Genomic DNA, 14574 nt, shown 5'->3' on the forward strand with positions numbered 1-14574 from the left:
GTTTGGGGATTGAGCCATTGACCCGGAGGGCGGCGGAAGGGATTCTGCCGCCTTCTCCTTTTCGTGATCCTGGATACCCCCTCGCGTGACCGCCCGCACCGGCGCCTTCCTGAAGATCGGCGTGATCGCGCCGGCCATCATGGTGGCCGACGTGTGGATCGCCCAGCGGCTGTTTCCCGGTTTCGACGCCGGGGCCCAGTTCATCAGCGAGCTGGGCGGGCCCAAGGCGCCCCTGCCCGAGGTCTTCAACTACGGCATGATCCTGGCCGGCATCGCTGGCCTGTTCGCCGGCGCGGGCTTCACCCACGCGCTGGAGCACGCCGGCGGCCGGCGGCGAGTCTCGGCCTTCGCGGGGCTGTTCGTGGCCCTGACCGGCCTGGGGGCGTTCTTCGCCGGGGTGTTCCACTGGCCCGACCCGATGCACCGCGCCTGCGGCGTGGGCCTGGCCATCCAGTTCGCGCCGCTGTTCACCGCCTGGGCCCTGTGGGACAGGCCGGGCTACCGGCGGCTGGCCCATTTCTCGCTGGGCTGGTTCCTGGGCCTGCTGCTGGTCTTCGCCCTGCTGACCGGGGTGTGGAACGTGCGCACCGGCTACGACGTCGGCTACTGGCAGCGCGGCCACGCGTTCCTGGGCCTGCTGTGGCTGGCCATCGCCGCCTGGACCCTGGAGAAGGGCTGGCGCAAGGCCGCCGCGCCCCCTGTCGAACCGACGCCGGAACCGGCGGTCGTCTAGACCCGTTGGCCAGGGCCGACGACAGAGGGAAGCTCCCGATGATCCGCCCCTGGATGCTGGCCGCCGCCGCCCTGGCCGTGACCGCCTGTTCGCCCCGCGAGGCCGAGAAACAGCCCGCCCCGTCCGAGCGCCAGACGACGACCGCGCCGGCGGCCGCGCCCCGACCGCCGCGACGCCCGCCTCCAGCGCCGGCGCCACCGTGGGCGGCGACGGTTCCGAGATCCGGCTGTCCAACCTGGGCGAGGCCGATCTCGAGGCCAATCCGCTGGCGGGCGAGCTGGCCTGCGGCTTCACCGCCGACGGAGCCACGCTGCTGATCGCCAAGGGCGTGGTCGCGTCGAAGGACCCGGCCTTCGGCCTGGTCAAGGTCGGCGACTATGTCGAGCGCGTCGGCGCGCCCGGCGGCTTCGACGGCATGCTGAAGGGGGCCAAGTTCTCGGGCGCCGGCAAGACGGTGATCATCGCCGTCACGGGCCCGGCGAAGGGCGGCGGCGAGTCCCCGCCCAGCCCCGCCACCCTGACCTACCAACGGGCGGATGGCGCCGAACGGGTCTATCCCGGAACCTGGACCTGCGGGCCGTAGCCGCGAGGCCGCGGCGCCGGCCCGCCACCCGTCAGGACATCGCCTTGACCGCCGAGGCCAGCAGCACCGAGGGCGCGCGGTCGTGCCGCGTGACCGCCGGAATGGGCCGGTCGACGCCCATCAGCTGGTAGATCGCCATCTGGGCCGCCCGCACCGAATATTCGACCGTGAAGACGACGTCGTCGGGGACCTCGACGAACTGGCTGACGAAGGCCAGGTTCCGCGAACTGGCCGGGACCGGAAGGGGTCGATCGGTCTTGCGGCGCGGCATGAACATCGAGGTGATGTAGGGCAGCCGGCAGGGCACGCAGGTCGCGGTCTCGAACACCTCGACGCCCAGGCCCAGGTGGCCGCACAGCTCCTGCAGGATCTCGCGCCCGCCGCACTGGCTCATCGGCTTGGCCACGAAGTCGCCGACCCGGTCCGGGTGCAGGGCGTAGCCCCAGAACACCGACCAGCCTTCCGGCTGATCCCGGAAGTGCGGCTGGTGGTACAGCACGATCGACATCAGCCAGCGCGAGTCCTTGAACGTCACCAGGCCGCCGGTGCCGGCGGCGTTGCCGCTGAAGGCCTGCATGGCGTCGAAGAACTTCGGGTCGCGACAGGTGACGGTGAACGACTCCCATAGGCTGCGTTCGATAGCGGTGTTGAAGGCGGCCGGATCGCCGAACTCGGGGCGGCCCGCGGCGATCTTCTCCCACAGGGCCCAGCCCTGGCTGTCGGCCTTGGTCATAGCCGGCGGCGGGGCGTCCATGGTCCCCAGGCTGGTGGCGTCGGTCATCGAGCCGTTCTGGAAGAAGACCAGGTCGTCCTCCGCCAGCGCGACGGTCTCCGCCTTGCCCTCGCGCTCCAGGGTCAGGCCGGTGACGCGATGCCGTCCGGCCTCGGTGACGATGGTCATGTCGGTGACGGCCGTGTCGCCGACGAAGTTGACGCCCCGCGCGCGCAGCCAGTGCTCCAGCGGCGCGACGATGGCGTCATACTGATTGTAGACGGTGCGCTTGACCCCGCCGAGCGTGTCGATGCGCGGGAACTCGTTCAGGAACCGGTGCAGATACCGCTTCAGCTCCACGGCGCTGTGCCAGGGCTGGAAGGCGAAGGTGGTCTGCCACATGTACCAGAAATTGGTCTCGAAGAACGGCGGCGACAGCCAGTCGGTGATGGCGCTGTCGCCCAGCCTGTCTTCCGGCGTCTCCATCAACCGGATCAGCTCCAGCCGGTCGTGCGTCGAGAACCCCATGTGGCTGACGTCGACCTTGTGCAGGTTGCGGTCGACCAGCCGGGCCTGGGAGTGGGCGACGTGCTCCGCGTTGAACGCCACGGTCTGCTCGCGCACCGTCTGGCCCGGCGCGTCGAGGCTGGGGATCGAGGACAGCAGGTCCCAGGTGCATTCGTAGTGATCCGTCGTCAGCATCCGGCCGCCGCGCAGCGAATACGATCCGTCGGGCAGGCGCGAGCCGTCCAGCGAACCGCCGAACACCGTGGGGTTCTTCTCGTAGATCGTGATGTCGGCCCCATCGACGCCGGCGTCGCGGATCAGGAAGACCGCCCCGGCCAGGGCGCCCACGCCGCCACCGATGAAATAATGCTTCATGGCCTTGCTCCTCGCGATCATCGCGGCGGCAAGCTGGGCCTTCGGAAGGGCGGCGTCGTTGATCCCGGGCAAATACCGCGGGACCGGCCTACCGCCAGGCGTAGTTGAAGCTGACGCTGATCCGCTGTTCGTCGGCCTGGTTGGGCGTCACCTCGTGGCGCAGCCAGCTCTCCCACATCAGGATCGCGCCCGGCGCCGGCTGGACGTAGACGAACGGCTGCAGGCCCTCGGGCGCGTCCGCCTCGCGCGTGGGGGCGGCCATCATCATCGGCAGGCGCGGATCCTCGAACTTGATGGCCGAGGCGCCGGGCGGGATGGTCACATAGACCGTGCCGGAGATGACGCTGTGGGGGTGGATGTGGCCGGTGTGCTGGCCGCCGGGCTCCAGGATGTTGATCCAGAAGCTGTCCATGACCAGCTTGCCGCCGGCCAGGTCGAAGCGCAGGTCCTTGGCGAAGGCGAGCGCGTGGCGATCCAGCTTCTTCTTCAGCTCGCCGAACAGGCTGTCGCGCTGGGCCAGATCGTTCAGCGAGGCGTAGGAGGTGTAGCCCAGATAGCCCTTGTTGTAGGCCCAGGCCTGGCCGGCGTCGTCGTCCTCGGCGATGGCGATGCAGGCGTCGTGCAGTTCGTCGACGAAGGTCTCGAACCCCTTCTCGCCGGCGAGGGTGGCTTCATAGAGCGGGGTGACGAACAGGCTGCGCGGGGTCATGGGCGGCGTCATAGCGCCGGAGCGCGTTGACGACAAACCCCGGATGGAACATAGTCAGAACATGGCCGACGGTGATCATACGCTGAAGATCAATGCGGCGCTCGCTGAGCGGATGAAGACCGTGTCCGACGATCTCGGCAAGAGCCTCGATGAGTATGCGACCCAGCTTCTCGACGCCTTCACGGGCCTCGATCCACGCAAGCATGACGAAGCCTATTGGGAAGAGCTCCAGCGTATCTGCGATGAGACTGAACGCGACGGCGGCGTTCCATGGGAGCAGGTGCAAGCCAGACTGCGCAACTTCGGCCAAAAGCGCTGATCCGTGCGTCGCATTGAGCTTTCCAGGCTCGCCGAGACCGATCTGGATCGCCTGGAAGCTTGGCTCGAAAAAAATGGCGCGCCGTACGCCGCCGATCTCGGGGTCGCGCTGGAAGATGCGATCACCAGTTTAGGAGAATTTCCGGAACGAGGCAGGCATTCTGGTTTCGGCGAATTGCGCGAACTGGTCGTGCCGTTTCGCACCTGGAGTTACGTGGTGACCTATTCCGTAACGGTCAGCAGGGTGATCATCGTGCGCATTCATCACGGCTTCGAAGATCGCTGAACCCGCCGGACTCGCCTATATCTGCCCTCGTGACCGACGTGACTTCCGACACCCCCGCCTCCCCTCGCCTGATCGGCGCCGCCCTGATCAAGGACGAGGTCACGCGCCTGCCCGACGCGCCCGGCGTCTACCGGATGATCGGCGAGGCCGACGAGGTCCTCTATGTCGGCAAGGCCAAGAGCCTGAAGAAGCGGGTGATCCAATACGCGCAAGGCCGCTTCCACACCAACCGCATCGCCCACATGGTCGACGCCACGCGGGCCATGGAGTTCGTCACCACCCGCACCGAAGCCGACGCCCTGCTGCTCGAGATCAACCTGATCAAGCAGCTGAAGCCGCGCTTCAACGTGCTGCTGCGCGACGACAAGAGCTTCCCCGAGATCGTCATCCGCCGCGACCACGACGCGCCGCAGCTGCGCAAGCACCGCGGCGCTCACACGATCAAGGGCGACTATTTCGGCCCGTTCGCCAGCGCCTGGGCGGTCAATCGCACGCTGAACACCCTGCAGAAGGCCTTCCTGCTGCGCTCGTGCAGCGACAGCGTCTACGACAGCCGCGACCGGCCCTGCATGCTGCATCAGATCAAGCGCTGCGCCGCCCCCTGCACCGGCCTGATCGGCAAGGACGACTACCAGGCCCTGGTCGACCAGGCCGAGGCTTTCCTGCGGGGCAAGTCTCGCGCCGTCATCGCCTCCATGGCCAAGCAGATGGAGGACGCCGCCGAGGACCTGGAGTTCGAGCGCGCCGCCCGCCTGCGCGACCGCATCCGCGCCCTCTCCAGCGTCGCCCAGGAGACCCAGATCAACCCCGAGACCGTCGACGAGGCCGATGTCGTGGCCCTGCACGTCGAGGGCGGCCAGGCCTGCGTCCAGGTATTCTTCTTCCGCGCCGGCCAGAACTGGGGCAACCGCGCCTATTTCCCGCGCGTCACCGGCAACGCCGAGGAGACCGATGAGACCACCACCGAGGAACAGCGCATCCTCACCGCCTTCCTCGGCCAGTTTTACGACGACAAGCCGATCCCGCGCCTGATCCTCTCGAACCTGCAGCCGGCCGAGGCCGACCTGCTGGCCGAGGCCTTCGCCCTGAAGAGCGGCCGCAAGGTCGAGATCAGCACGCCCAAGCGCGGCGAGAAGGCCGACCTGGTCCAGCACGCCCTGACCAACGCGCGCGAGGCGCTCGGGCGAAAAATGGCCGAGGGCAGCGCCCAGACCAAGCTCCTGGCCGGCGTCTGCGAGGCCTTCAAGCTGGAGGCCCCGCCCGAGCGGATCGAGGTCTACGACAACAGCCACATCCAGGGCACGAACGCGGTCGGCGGCATGATCGTGGCCGGGCCGGAAGGCTTCATGAAGGGCCAGTACCGCAAGTTCAACATCAAGAGCACCGAGCTCACGCCCGGCGACGACTACGGCATGATGAAGGAGGTGCTGCGCCGCCGCTTCGCCCGCCTGGTCAAGGAGGAGGAGGAAGGCGACGACGCCAACCGCCCCGATCTCGTGCTGGTCGACGGCGGCAAGGGCCAGCTGGACGCGGCGCTGGAGATCATGGCCGACCTGGGCGTCGACGACATCGCCGTCGTCGGCGTCGCCAAGGGCCCGGACCGCGACGCGGGGCTGGAGCGCTTCTTCCTGCCCGACCAGCCGCCGTTCATGCTCGAGCCCAAGTCGCCGGTGCTCTACTACCTGCAGCGCCTGCGCGACGAAGCCCACCGCTTCGCCATCGGCGCCCACCGCACGCGGCGCTCGATGGACCTGAAGAAGAACCCCCTCGACGAGATCGAGGGTGTCGGCCCGGGACGGAAGAAGGCCCTCCTCCACGCCTTCGGCTCCGCCAAGGGCGTGGGCCGGGCCAGCGTGGAGGACCTGATCAAGGTCGAAGGCGTCAGCCAGGCGCTGGCCGAGCGGATTCACGGGTTTTTCCGGAAGGGGTGAGGGGGCCCTCACCCACCGAAGACGAAGTCGGCTTTGTAGTAGCCCTTGGCCGGGTCGAGGATATCGATGGCGAACGGCGCCGAGCCGTCAGCTAGGTCGGTCAGCCAGGCGTCGTTGGACCGGGCCATGACCCCGAGGTTCTCGGTCGCCGCCGCGGCCAGCAGGAAGCCGACCATCGCCGCCTTGGTCCCAATGCCTTCCGCGCCATCGCCGCCATAGGCCGCCAGATAGTCCACCCGACCATCGATCAGGGCGTGGACCTTGGTGTCGGTCGGCGTGCCCCCGAAGATGGCCGCATAGGCTTTCTTGGTCGCATCGAACAGGCTCAGTCCGCCGTAGTTGGCCGCGAAGCTGTCCTTGGCCTCGCCGTTCTTGCCCAGATTGACCGCGAAGTTGATGTAGCGGTTCACGGTGTTGAACTGGGCGTAGTAGGCGCTGTTGAGATTGTTGCCGTTGGCGCTGGTCGGCGAGATCAGGAAGTCGATGCCGCCACCGCTGGGAACCTTGCCGGTGAAGAACTGGTAGCTCAGCGCGGCGACCGTGGTGGTGGCGTCGGCGGCCTCGACGACCGCCGAGACGGCCTGGGCCTGGGTCATGGCGCCGGCGGTGATCTTGGCCGTGAGCTCGGCCGTCAGAACGCCGCCGGCGCCCGCCGCGGCGCTGGTCCGCAGCAATTGGGCGACCGCCAATCCCACCTGCGGGTCGCCCAAGTTGAGGCTCTTGTCGGCGAAGAGCAGGGTTTCGACATTGACCAGGGTGTCGGCGCCGTCGCGCGGATCGGCGCGCGCGTCGGTGACGGTCCAGCCCCCGCCCCGACCCCGATGACGTAGTCCGCCGCCGCGCCGCCGTAGCGGGCCTGGTCGGTCCCGGCCCCGCCGTCGATCCGGTCGGCCCCGGCCCCGCCGATCAGGATGTCGACCCCGTCGCCGCCGTTCAGGGTGTCGTCCCCCGCGCCGCCGGCCAGGACGTCGTCCCCGGCCAGGCCGTTCAGGGTCTCGCCCCGCGCATCGCCGATCAGGGCGTCGGCGCCGGCGCCGCCATTGACCGTCGTTCCCGCGTCGACCCCGAGGTGCACGGTCACGTGCTCGGCCCCCTCCCAGACGCCGCGCCAGGCGATCACGTCCATTCGGCCGTCGCCATTGACGTCGGCCGCCTGCAGCCGATCGTATTGCGAGATGTTCAGCCAGCCCTCGGGCAGTTGGACGAAGCGGCCGGCGCCGTCGTTCAGGAACGCCGCCTGCTTGTGGCTGTTCGACGCCAGGAGATCGGCATAGCCGTCGCCGTTGAGGTCGACCAGCTGGGTGCGGGTGTACCAGTCCTCGGTCGTCTGGACGGGCAGGCGCTTGGCGGTCTCGTCGGCGAAGCCGCCCTTGCCGTCGTTGATCCAGATCTGGGTCGTGCCCGGCTTGAACAGGTCAACGACCGTGGTCAGCACCAAGTCCAGCTTGCCGTCGCCATTGAGGTCCGCCGCCTTGGCGTCGATCACGGTCTCGGTGGCGCCGTGCTTGGGCATCGTGAACGCGGACAGGGCCGTGAAAGCGCCCTTGCCATCGTTCTTCAGCAGCCGCGCACCCTGGGTCTGGGTTTCGTTGGGGGTCAGCAGCAGGTCCAGGTCGCCATCGCCATCGGCGTCGAACAGCAGGCTGGCGGGGGAATTGTACTGGCCCGCGACGATGTCGGCCGGCAGGCCGGCGCGGCTGAGGGTGAAGTTGGCCGCGCCGTCGTTGAGCAGGAAGTACGAGGCCTCCTCGGTCCCGCCGTTGTAATTGCCGACATAGAGGTCGATGTCGCCGTCGCCGTCGATGTCGCCCGCGGCGGCCGAGTGGCTGTAGTCGGCCAGGGTCGGCAACCGCGTCGTGGCGTCGATCACGCCCGTCGCGCCCGACGACAGGAACAGCGCGTTGCGCGCGCCGGGGAACGGCGCGGCGTCATAGCCGTGGTCGGCGAAGAAGGCGTCGGCGCGGCCGTCCTTGTTGAAATCGGCCAGCACGATCTGGCGCCCGTGCACCGTCACCGGCGGCTGGGCGCCGAACAGGGCGACGGTGGAGTCGGTGAAGGTCCCTGAGCCGTCCCCAGTCAGCACCCGGATCGGGACAGCGCGATCCTCCAGCGGATACAGGAAGTACGAGATGACCACGTCGACCTTGCCGTCGCCGTTGAAGTCGCCCACCGCGATCTCGTGGGCCGAGGCGGCGGTGAACCCGGCGCGCAGCGCCAACGTCAGGTCCTGGGTCTGAAACTTGGCGGCCATCGAACTGTCTCCACGCGCCCGGACACGGGCCGTCACGCGATGTCAGCTAATCCACCTGGCCCGGCGCGGGCATCGCCGTTTGTAGGGTGTGACGCCGCCCCCCTGGACGCCTGGCCGGACCCGCGCCAAGCTGGGTGTTCCGGCCGCGGGTGGTTCGCTTTCCGGAGATGGGGTTGGTCGTCGTGGTTTCGAGGTCGGCGCTTGGCTGAGGACGCCGACGAGCAGCGCCTGGCGCCTTTCCTGCGGGCGGTCCTGGAGAACGCCGACGCCGTGCTGGAGACGGCCCAGTCGGACCCCGATGCGCTTGCCGGCCTGATCACCACCGACGCCGCCCAGGCCGAGTTCCTGCCGCTGTTCGACCCCCAGAGCATCGCCGCGGCGGTGCTGGACGCCCAGGGCGCGGTGCGAGTCGCCTCGCGCCTGTTCGCCGAGGAGCGGGGCGAGCGCTACATCGATCCCGGGCTGGTCCAGCGCGCGCTGCGTTCGGGCGCGCCGGTCGTGGTCCCGGTCGCCATCGAAACCCAGGACGGGGCCGAGTCGGCGATCTTCGTCTACGCCTCGGCCGCGATGGCCTTTCCGCTGTGGCGCCTGCCGCCCGAACTGTCGGCCGAGGCGCCGTCGGGCAAGGTGGTGGTGCTGACCACCCTGGCGGCGCGCACCGAGCCTGTCGCCCGGGCCTGCGCCGCCTTCGGCCTGACCGGCCTGCAGACCCGCGTCGTCCTGGCGGTCGTCCGCGCCGGATCGATCAAGGCGGCCGCTGGGAAGCTGGGCATATCGCACATCACCGCCCGCGAGGCGCTGTCGAACGTCTATCGCCGCACCGGCGCGCGGCGGCTGCCGGAGTTGGTCGGACTGCTGTCGGGCCTGGCCTTCGGGCTGCTGCCGTCGGAAGCCGATCACGCCCCGCTGCTGGTCGACGTCTGGGGGCTGACGCGGAAGCAGGCCTCGATCGCGCTGCTGGTCGCGGGCGGCGCCTCGCGGGAAGAGGCGGCCAGAGCCCTGGGCCTGTCGGTCGCGGTCGTGCGCAAGGACCTGGAGCAGGTCTTCGCGGCCCTGCGGGTCGGCTCGGCCAGCGAGCTGGCGCGCACCGTCTCGACCATGAACGCCCTGGCCGCCCTGCTGGCGGCGACGCGGGGCCAGCTGGGCTTCGCCGACCCGCGCGCCGAGCCCCTGCGGTTGCTGCCCCGGGCGGACGGCACGCGCATCGCCTGGAGCGACTACGGCCCGGCCGGAGGCCGACCGGTGCTGATCGTCCATTCCAGCATGACCTCGCGCCTGGCGCCGTCGGGCCTGGTGGCGGCCCTGCAGGCGGCGGGCCACCGCGTGCTGGCCATCGACCGGCCGGGCTTCGGCATGAGCGACGCCGTGCGCGGCGTGCGGGCCGGCGAGCATGATCCCTTCGACGTGGCGGCCCTCGACGTCGTGGCGCTGCTGGACGCCCTGCGGCTGCCGGCTATCGACATCGTCGCGCGCGGCGGGGCCCAGGCGGTGCTGGCCCTGGCCCGCCGGGCGCCGCATCGCATCGGCCAGGTGGTGCTGGTCAATCCCGATCCCCCGATGGGGACCGACGGCCGGCGGCACGGCCCGCTGGGGGCGTTCAAGGAGGCCTATCTGCGCCGCCCCGAACTGATCGGGACCTTCGCGCGCCTGCTGGCCGGCAATCTGACCCGCGAGCGCCTGCACCGCATGCTGCGCCAGTCGATGCGCGGCAGCCCGCCCGACGAGGCCGCCGCCGCCGACCCGCGCCTGGCCGAGAACTACTGGCGTTCGGTGCGCATGTTCGCCACCGGGCGGATCGAGGGCTATGTCAACGAGCAGGTGGCCATGGCGCGCGCCGACAAGCCCCAGCCCGCGCCCGGCCTGACGCGCTGGACGGTGCTGATCGGCGGGCACGACACCATGCACGATCCCGAGCACGTCGAGCGCCACTGGCGCGAGGTTCTGCCCGACAGCGCCTTCCAGCGCGTGCCCGAGGCCGGCCGCTTCCTGGCCATGACCCATCCCGAGCGGGTCGTCGCGGCGCTGTCGCCCGAGGGCGCGGCGTCGGACGCGACCCGAGCCGTCACGCCCCCTTGACCGCCGCCTCGCGACCGGTGAAAGGTTCTCAACCTTAGAGCGTGGAGCGTGCATGCGCGGCTTGTTGTGCCTGGCCCGGACGGCCGTGGTTTCGCTCGTGATGGTCCCGGCCCTCCTGGCGCCCACCCTGGCCCGTGCGGCCATCCCGCCGCCGCCCAGCGATCCCAAGGCGCCGATCAGGCTGGTCAGCTTCGCAGCGCCGCCGGTCAGCGTTACCTGCGCCGGCGGGCCGGTCGCGTTGCTGGAGGGCGCCGGGCCGCCGCCCAAGCTCTGGCAGGTCTGGATGCCGCCCGTCGGCCAGGCCAGCGCGCCGCCCTATACGCCCCCGCCGCCGCCCACGGCCGAGGTCTACGGCTTCTCGATCGACGCCGGCGGCCATCCCGCCGACCTGAAGCGCAAGACCGTGTCCAACGGGCTGGGCATCTGGAACAGCGAGGAGCACGCCGCCATCCTGGCCAGCTGGCGGTTCCCCGCCGGCGCGGCGGCCAAGGACTGCTCGGTCGATCTGGCGCCCAGCTACATCCCGCTGGCCGAGGCCTCGCCGGCCCGGCTGTTCGAGGCCCTGGCCGCCGACCCGCGCAACGCGCCGCCGATGCTGCGCAAGGCCGTGGCGGCCGACGGCGATTGCGTCGGCGCCGAGCGTCGCCGGCCCAAGACCATGTCCTATCCCGACACTCGCCCGTTCGACGACAAGACCGTCGATCCGGCCTGGGCGGGGCTGACCTTCGACATCGACGCCGGCGGGGCCACGCGCAACGTCCGAGTCGTCGCCCAGCACGGCGCGCCCGCCTTCACCAAGGCCGTGACCAGCGCGGTCGCCAAGGGCCGCTACTTCCCCGGCCCGGCGCGCACCCGCTGCTACATCGTCTTCAAGGCCATGCCCAAGGCGACCGACGCGCCCAAGCGCGAAGGCCCGCCCGCGGTCGACGAGGAGACCTGCAAGATCACCCGCGAGCAGTTGAACCTGCCCGAGAACAAGTTCTTCCCGCCCGCCTACGCCCGCCAGCGGGTCGGCGGCCGGGCGCTGCTGCGCTTCGACGTGGCGCCGTGGGGCCAGATCGGCGCCGTCGAGGTGCTGGAGAGCCAGCCCACCGCCGCGTTCGGCGACGCGGCCCGCATGCTGCTGGGCATCGCCCGGCCCAAGGCGGCCGGCGTCGGCCATCACGGCTGCGTCGTGCCGATCATCTACGCGATCCCGCCCAGCGGCGAACAGGAGCCCTGACCCGACTCGAAATGAGGATTTCTGGCGAGCTTCACTGCAACCAATCGTCCCCGGCCTCGTTTGAGAGCTTGAGTATTTTTTCCCGAACGGGGGCCGTCATGGACCATCAAGACCAGAAGACCTTCGAACGCGACCTGATCGCGCTTATCCCGCACCTGCGGGCCTTCGCCCGCTCGCTGTGCGGCGACGCCACCGCGGCCGACGACCTGGCGCAGGACGCCGTCGCCAAGGCCTGGGCCAGCCGGGGCAGCTTCACCATGGGCACCAACATGAAGGCCTGGACCTTCATGATCCTGCGCAACCAGTTCTATTCCGACAAGCGCCGCAGCTGGCGCTCGGTCGGGCTGGACCAGGAGACCGCCGAGCGGACCCTGGTGGCCAACACCAATTTCGACAGCGCCATCGCCCTGGACGACCTGCGCCAGGCGATGATGATGCTGCCCGAGAACCAGCGCGAGGCCCTGATCCTGATCGGCGCCGGCGGCTTCAGCTACGAAGAGGCGGCCGAGGTGATCGGCGTCGCCGTCGGCACGGTCAAGAGCCGCGTCAGCCGCGCCCGCGCCGACCTGGTCCGCATCTTCGAGACCGGCGACTACGAACGCGACGGCCTGCCGGTGCATGAAGCCATGGGCAGCATGCTGCGCGCCCTGGAACGCCTGGCGGCTTAGCGTGAACCGCTTCCCCTCTCCACTTGCGGGAGAGGGTGGCCCGCGAAGCGGGTCGGGTGAGGGGTTGAAGACAGAAACCGCCGCGACTGGCCTGACCGCTGGTCGCGGCGGTTTTCGTTTGCGAGACCCCTCATCCGTCATCCTTCGGATGACACCTTCTCCCGCAAGGGGAGAAGGACCCCTATGTCAGCCCCGCGCACGCCGCGCAGAAGGCCGCGATATCCGCCTCGTCGTGATAGATCGACAGCCCGATCCGCAGCACGTCGTCGCGGACGTCCACCACCACGCCCTTGTCGGCCAGCGCCGCCTTCCAGGCGTTGGCGTCGGCGTGCCGTAGCGCCAGGAAGCGCGCGGAGGGCCCGGGGCCCAACGGGTTGACCACGGTCGCGGCCTTCAACGGCCCGGCCTCGCCCAGGGCGATCCGGGCCAGCAGCACCGACTTCAGCCGGGCCACATGGCGGGCGACCGCCGCCGTGGTCAGGCCTTCGGCCTCCAGCATCCGTCCGGCCGCCACGAAGCGGTACAGGCCCGACGGGTCGAAGGTCGCGCCCAGGAAACGGCCGGCGTCGCGGGCGTAGCCGACCCCGCCCGGCGGGCCTTCCAGGTCGCCGAACTCGGCGTACCAGCCGGTCAGGACGGGGCGCGGCCCGAAGCCCGGCGGGGCGTGCAGGAACGCCGCCCCCTCCCCGGCCATGGCGTACTTGTAGCCGCCGGCCAGGTAGAACAGCCGGTCGGCCACGGCCGCAAGATCGGTCGGCACGGCCCGGAAGCCATGATAGCCGTCGACCACCACCCATGGCCCCTCGGGCCGGGCCAGCTCCGCCAGCTCGAACACCCGGTCGAAGACGTATCCGGTCTTGAAGAACACGTGGCTGGCGAAGATCAGGTCATGACCGCCTTCGCGCGCGGCCGCCAGGAAGCGCTCGGCGAAGTCGGCCCCCTCGCTCTCCACCAGGGTCAGCTCGATCTCGCCGGCCTCGACCCAGCGCTGGGCCTGGCGGCGGAACGAATGGAACTCGCCGTCGGTCGACAGCACGCGGACAGGCCGAGGCCAGTCCATCGCCGACAGCAGGCCCGCCAACAGGGTGTGGGTGTTGGGGGCGAAGACCACGGTCTCCGGCGACGGCAGCGACAGCGCTCGCGCCACCAGCCCCTGGGCGGCCGGATAGACCTCGCCGAACACCTTGTCCCACTTGTGGTCGGCCAGGACGGCGGCGTCGCGCCAGGCGTCGACCTGGGCGTCCAGAGTGACGTCGGGCCACAGATGGTGGCTGTGGGCGGCCATGTGCAGCCGCCCCCCTCCTGACGAATTGGGCACGCCCAGAGCTCGCGCGAACAGGTCCTTGCGCGCGCCGCTCGTCACAGCTTGGTCCTCAGCGACCACAGCTCCGGGAACGCCCGCCGGCGCAAGGTCGAGGCCAGGTAGCCGACGCCGTCGGTGCCGCCCGTCCCCGGCCGCCCGCCGATGATCCGCTCGACGGTCAGCACGTGCTTGTGGCGCCAGGTGACCAGGGCGTCGTCCAGGTCGACCAGCTTCTCGGCCAGCTGATACAGCTCCCAATAGCGCTGCGGGTCGCGATAGACCTCCAGCCAGGCGGCCTCGACCGCCTCGGACGGGACGTAGGTCTGGGTCCAGTCGCGGTGCAGCGCCGCGTCGGGGACGGCCAGGCCGTGGCGCGGAAGCTGGGCGATGGCCACGTCGTACAGGCTGGGCGCGGCCAGGGCCGCCTGCAGCAAGGCCAGGCCGTCCGAGCCCTCCTCCTGGAACTTCAGGAAGCTCTGGTCCTTCAGGCCCAGCAGATATTCCAGGGTGCGGAACTGCGCCGACTGGAAGCCCGAGCTGGAGCCCAACTCGCCCCGGAAACTGAGATAGTCGGCCGGAGTCATGGTGGCCAGCACGTCCCACGACAGGGTCATCACCGTCTGGATCCGCGACACCCGCGCCAGGGCCTTGTAGGCCGGCTCGACATCGCCGGCCGCGATCAGCCGCCGGGCCAGTCCGACCTCGTGGATGATCTCCTTGAGCCACAGCTCCTTGGTCTGGTGGATGACGATGAACAACAGTTCGTCGTGCCGGTCGCTCAGTGGCTGCTGGGCCGAGAGCAGGGTGTCGAGCGCGAGATACCGCGCGTAGGTCATGTCTTGCGCCATGGAGGGACCTTAGAGCCGTCGCGACGGCACATTGTCCCGGTTTGCGCACGTC

Annotated in this window: 13 protein-coding genes and 1 pseudogene; 8 read left to right on the forward strand and 6 right to left on the reverse strand. The window is 70.1% G+C overall.

Annotated features, from left to right (window positions below):
- Positions 1-17 precede the first annotated feature (17 nt).
- Both MZV50_RS20320 and MZV50_RS20325 read left to right on the forward strand, forming a co-directional pair.
- Positions 18-733, forward strand: a pseudogene (locus MZV50_RS20320) (DUF998 domain-containing protein).
- Positions 734-932: 199 nt separating this feature from the next.
- Entirely contained in the window at positions 933-1316 is a 384-nt protein-coding gene (locus MZV50_RS20325; protein ID WP_252631081.1) for a hypothetical protein, read from the forward strand.
- Positions 1317-1347: 31 nt separating this feature from the next.
- Here the strand turns inward: MZV50_RS20325 and MZV50_RS20330 are convergent, their stop codons facing one another.
- Positions 1348-2910: an oleate hydratase gene (locus MZV50_RS20330; RefSeq protein WP_252631082.1), complete on the reverse strand. Its 1563-nt coding sequence runs from the start codon at positions 2908-2910 to the stop codon at positions 1348-1350.
- 88 nt (positions 2911-2998) lie between these two features.
- On the reverse strand, positions 2999-3619 hold the full coding sequence (locus MZV50_RS20335; protein WP_252631083.1) for a TIGR02466 family protein: 621 nt from the start codon (positions 3617-3619) through the stop codon (positions 2999-3001).
- Between the two features lie 61 nt (positions 3620-3680).
- On the opposite strand from MZV50_RS20335, the gene MZV50_RS20340 reads away from it, so the two are divergent.
- From MZV50_RS20340 to uvrC, 3 genes are read left to right on the forward strand one after another with little or no spacing between them, the layout of a single operon-like run.
- Positions 3681-3938 carry an antitoxin gene (locus MZV50_RS20340; protein ID WP_252631085.1) on the forward strand — a complete coding sequence of 86 codons (258 nt, stop codon included), beginning with the start codon at positions 3681-3683 and terminating at the stop codon, positions 3936-3938.
- A gap of 3 nt (positions 3939-3941) precedes the next feature.
- A complete protein-coding gene (locus tag MZV50_RS20345) occupies positions 3942-4223 on the forward strand; it encodes a type II toxin-antitoxin system RelE/ParE family toxin (protein WP_252631086.1) in 282 nt (93 codons plus the stop codon).
- A gap of 17 nt (positions 4224-4240) precedes the next feature.
- Positions 4241-6154 (forward strand): excinuclease ABC subunit UvrC, encoded by a 1914-nt coding sequence (gene uvrC / locus MZV50_RS20350; protein ID WP_252635285.1) that lies wholly within the window; start codon positions 4241-4243, stop codon positions 6152-6154.
- A gap of 8 nt (positions 6155-6162) precedes the next feature.
- On the opposite strand, the gene MZV50_RS20355 is transcribed toward uvrC, so the two are convergent.
- Together MZV50_RS20355 and MZV50_RS20360 are read right to left on the reverse strand one after the other, a co-directional pair.
- The gene (locus tag MZV50_RS20355) at positions 6163-6864 is read right to left on the reverse strand and encodes a hypothetical protein (RefSeq protein ID WP_252631087.1); all 702 of its coding nucleotides are present in this window, start codon (positions 6862-6864) and stop codon (positions 6163-6165) included.
- Positions 6786-8405, reverse strand: coding sequence for an FG-GAP-like repeat-containing protein (locus MZV50_RS20360; protein ID WP_252631088.1), 1620 nt, complete (start codon positions 8403-8405; stop codon positions 6786-6788). Before MZV50_RS20360 ends, MZV50_RS20355 begins: the two co-directional genes overlap by 79 nt.
- A gap of 201 nt (positions 8406-8606) precedes the next feature.
- Here MZV50_RS20360 and MZV50_RS20365 point away from each other — a divergent pair, with 201 nt between their 5' ends.
- The 3 genes from MZV50_RS20365 (at position 8607) to MZV50_RS20375 (ending at position 12371) form a co-directional block, all read left to right on the forward strand.
- Positions 8607-10481 (forward strand): alpha/beta fold hydrolase, encoded by a 1875-nt coding sequence (locus MZV50_RS20365; RefSeq protein ID WP_252631090.1) that lies wholly within the window; start codon positions 8607-8609, stop codon positions 10479-10481.
- Between the two features lie 52 nt (positions 10482-10533).
- Positions 10534-11703 (forward strand): TonB family protein, encoded by a 1170-nt coding sequence (locus MZV50_RS20370; protein ID WP_252631091.1) that lies wholly within the window; start codon positions 10534-10536, stop codon positions 11701-11703.
- A 98-nt stretch (positions 11704-11801) separates the two neighbouring features.
- Positions 11802-12371, forward strand: coding sequence for a sigma-70 family RNA polymerase sigma factor (locus tag MZV50_RS20375; protein ID WP_252631093.1), 570 nt, complete (start codon positions 11802-11804; stop codon positions 12369-12371).
- Between the two features lie 181 nt (positions 12372-12552).
- Here the strand turns inward: MZV50_RS20375 and MZV50_RS20380 are convergent, their stop codons facing one another.
- Complete coding sequence (locus MZV50_RS20380) at positions 12553-13755, reverse strand: kynureninase/PvdN C-terminal domain-containing protein (protein WP_252631094.1); 1203 nt, start codon at positions 13753-13755, stop codon at positions 12553-12555.
- Entirely contained in the window at positions 13731-14522 is a 792-nt protein-coding gene (locus tag MZV50_RS20385) for a tryptophan 2,3-dioxygenase (protein WP_252631095.1), read from the reverse strand. Before MZV50_RS20385 ends, MZV50_RS20380 begins: the two co-directional genes overlap by 25 nt.
- Between the last annotated feature and the right edge of the window lie 52 nt (positions 14523-14574).

It is taken from the genome of Caulobacter segnis (assembly GCF_023935105.1).
In the GTDB taxonomy this organism is placed as follows: Bacteria; Pseudomonadota; Alphaproteobacteria; order Caulobacterales; family Caulobacteraceae; genus Caulobacter; species Caulobacter segnis_B.

Excerpts from the sequence above, each read along its gene's own strand:
- MZV50_RS20330 (WP_252631082.1), bottom strand. The coding sequence starts at position 2,910 with ATGAAGCATTATTTCATCGGTGGCGGCGTGGGCGCCCTGGCCGGGGCG.
- MZV50_RS20385 (WP_252631095.1), bottom strand. The coding sequence starts at position 14,522 with ATGGCGCAAGACATGACCTACGCGCGGTATCTCGCGCTCGACACCCTG.
- MZV50_RS20370 (WP_252631091.1), top strand. The coding sequence starts at position 10,534 with ATGCGCGGCTTGTTGTGCCTGGCCCGGACGGCCGTGGTTTCGCTCGTG.
- MZV50_RS20335 (WP_252631083.1), bottom strand. The coding sequence starts at position 3,619 with ATGACCCCGCGCAGCCTGTTCGTCACCCCGCTCTATGAAGCCACCCTC.
- MZV50_RS20340 (WP_252631085.1), top strand. The coding sequence starts at position 3,681 with ATGGCCGACGGTGATCATACGCTGAAGATCAATGCGGCGCTCGCTGAG.
- MZV50_RS20360 (WP_252631088.1), bottom strand. The coding sequence starts at position 8,405 with ATGGCCGCCAAGTTTCAGACCCAGGACCTGACGTTGGCGCTGCGCGCC.
- MZV50_RS20375 (WP_252631093.1), top strand. The coding sequence starts at position 11,802 with ATGGACCATCAAGACCAGAAGACCTTCGAACGCGACCTGATCGCGCTT.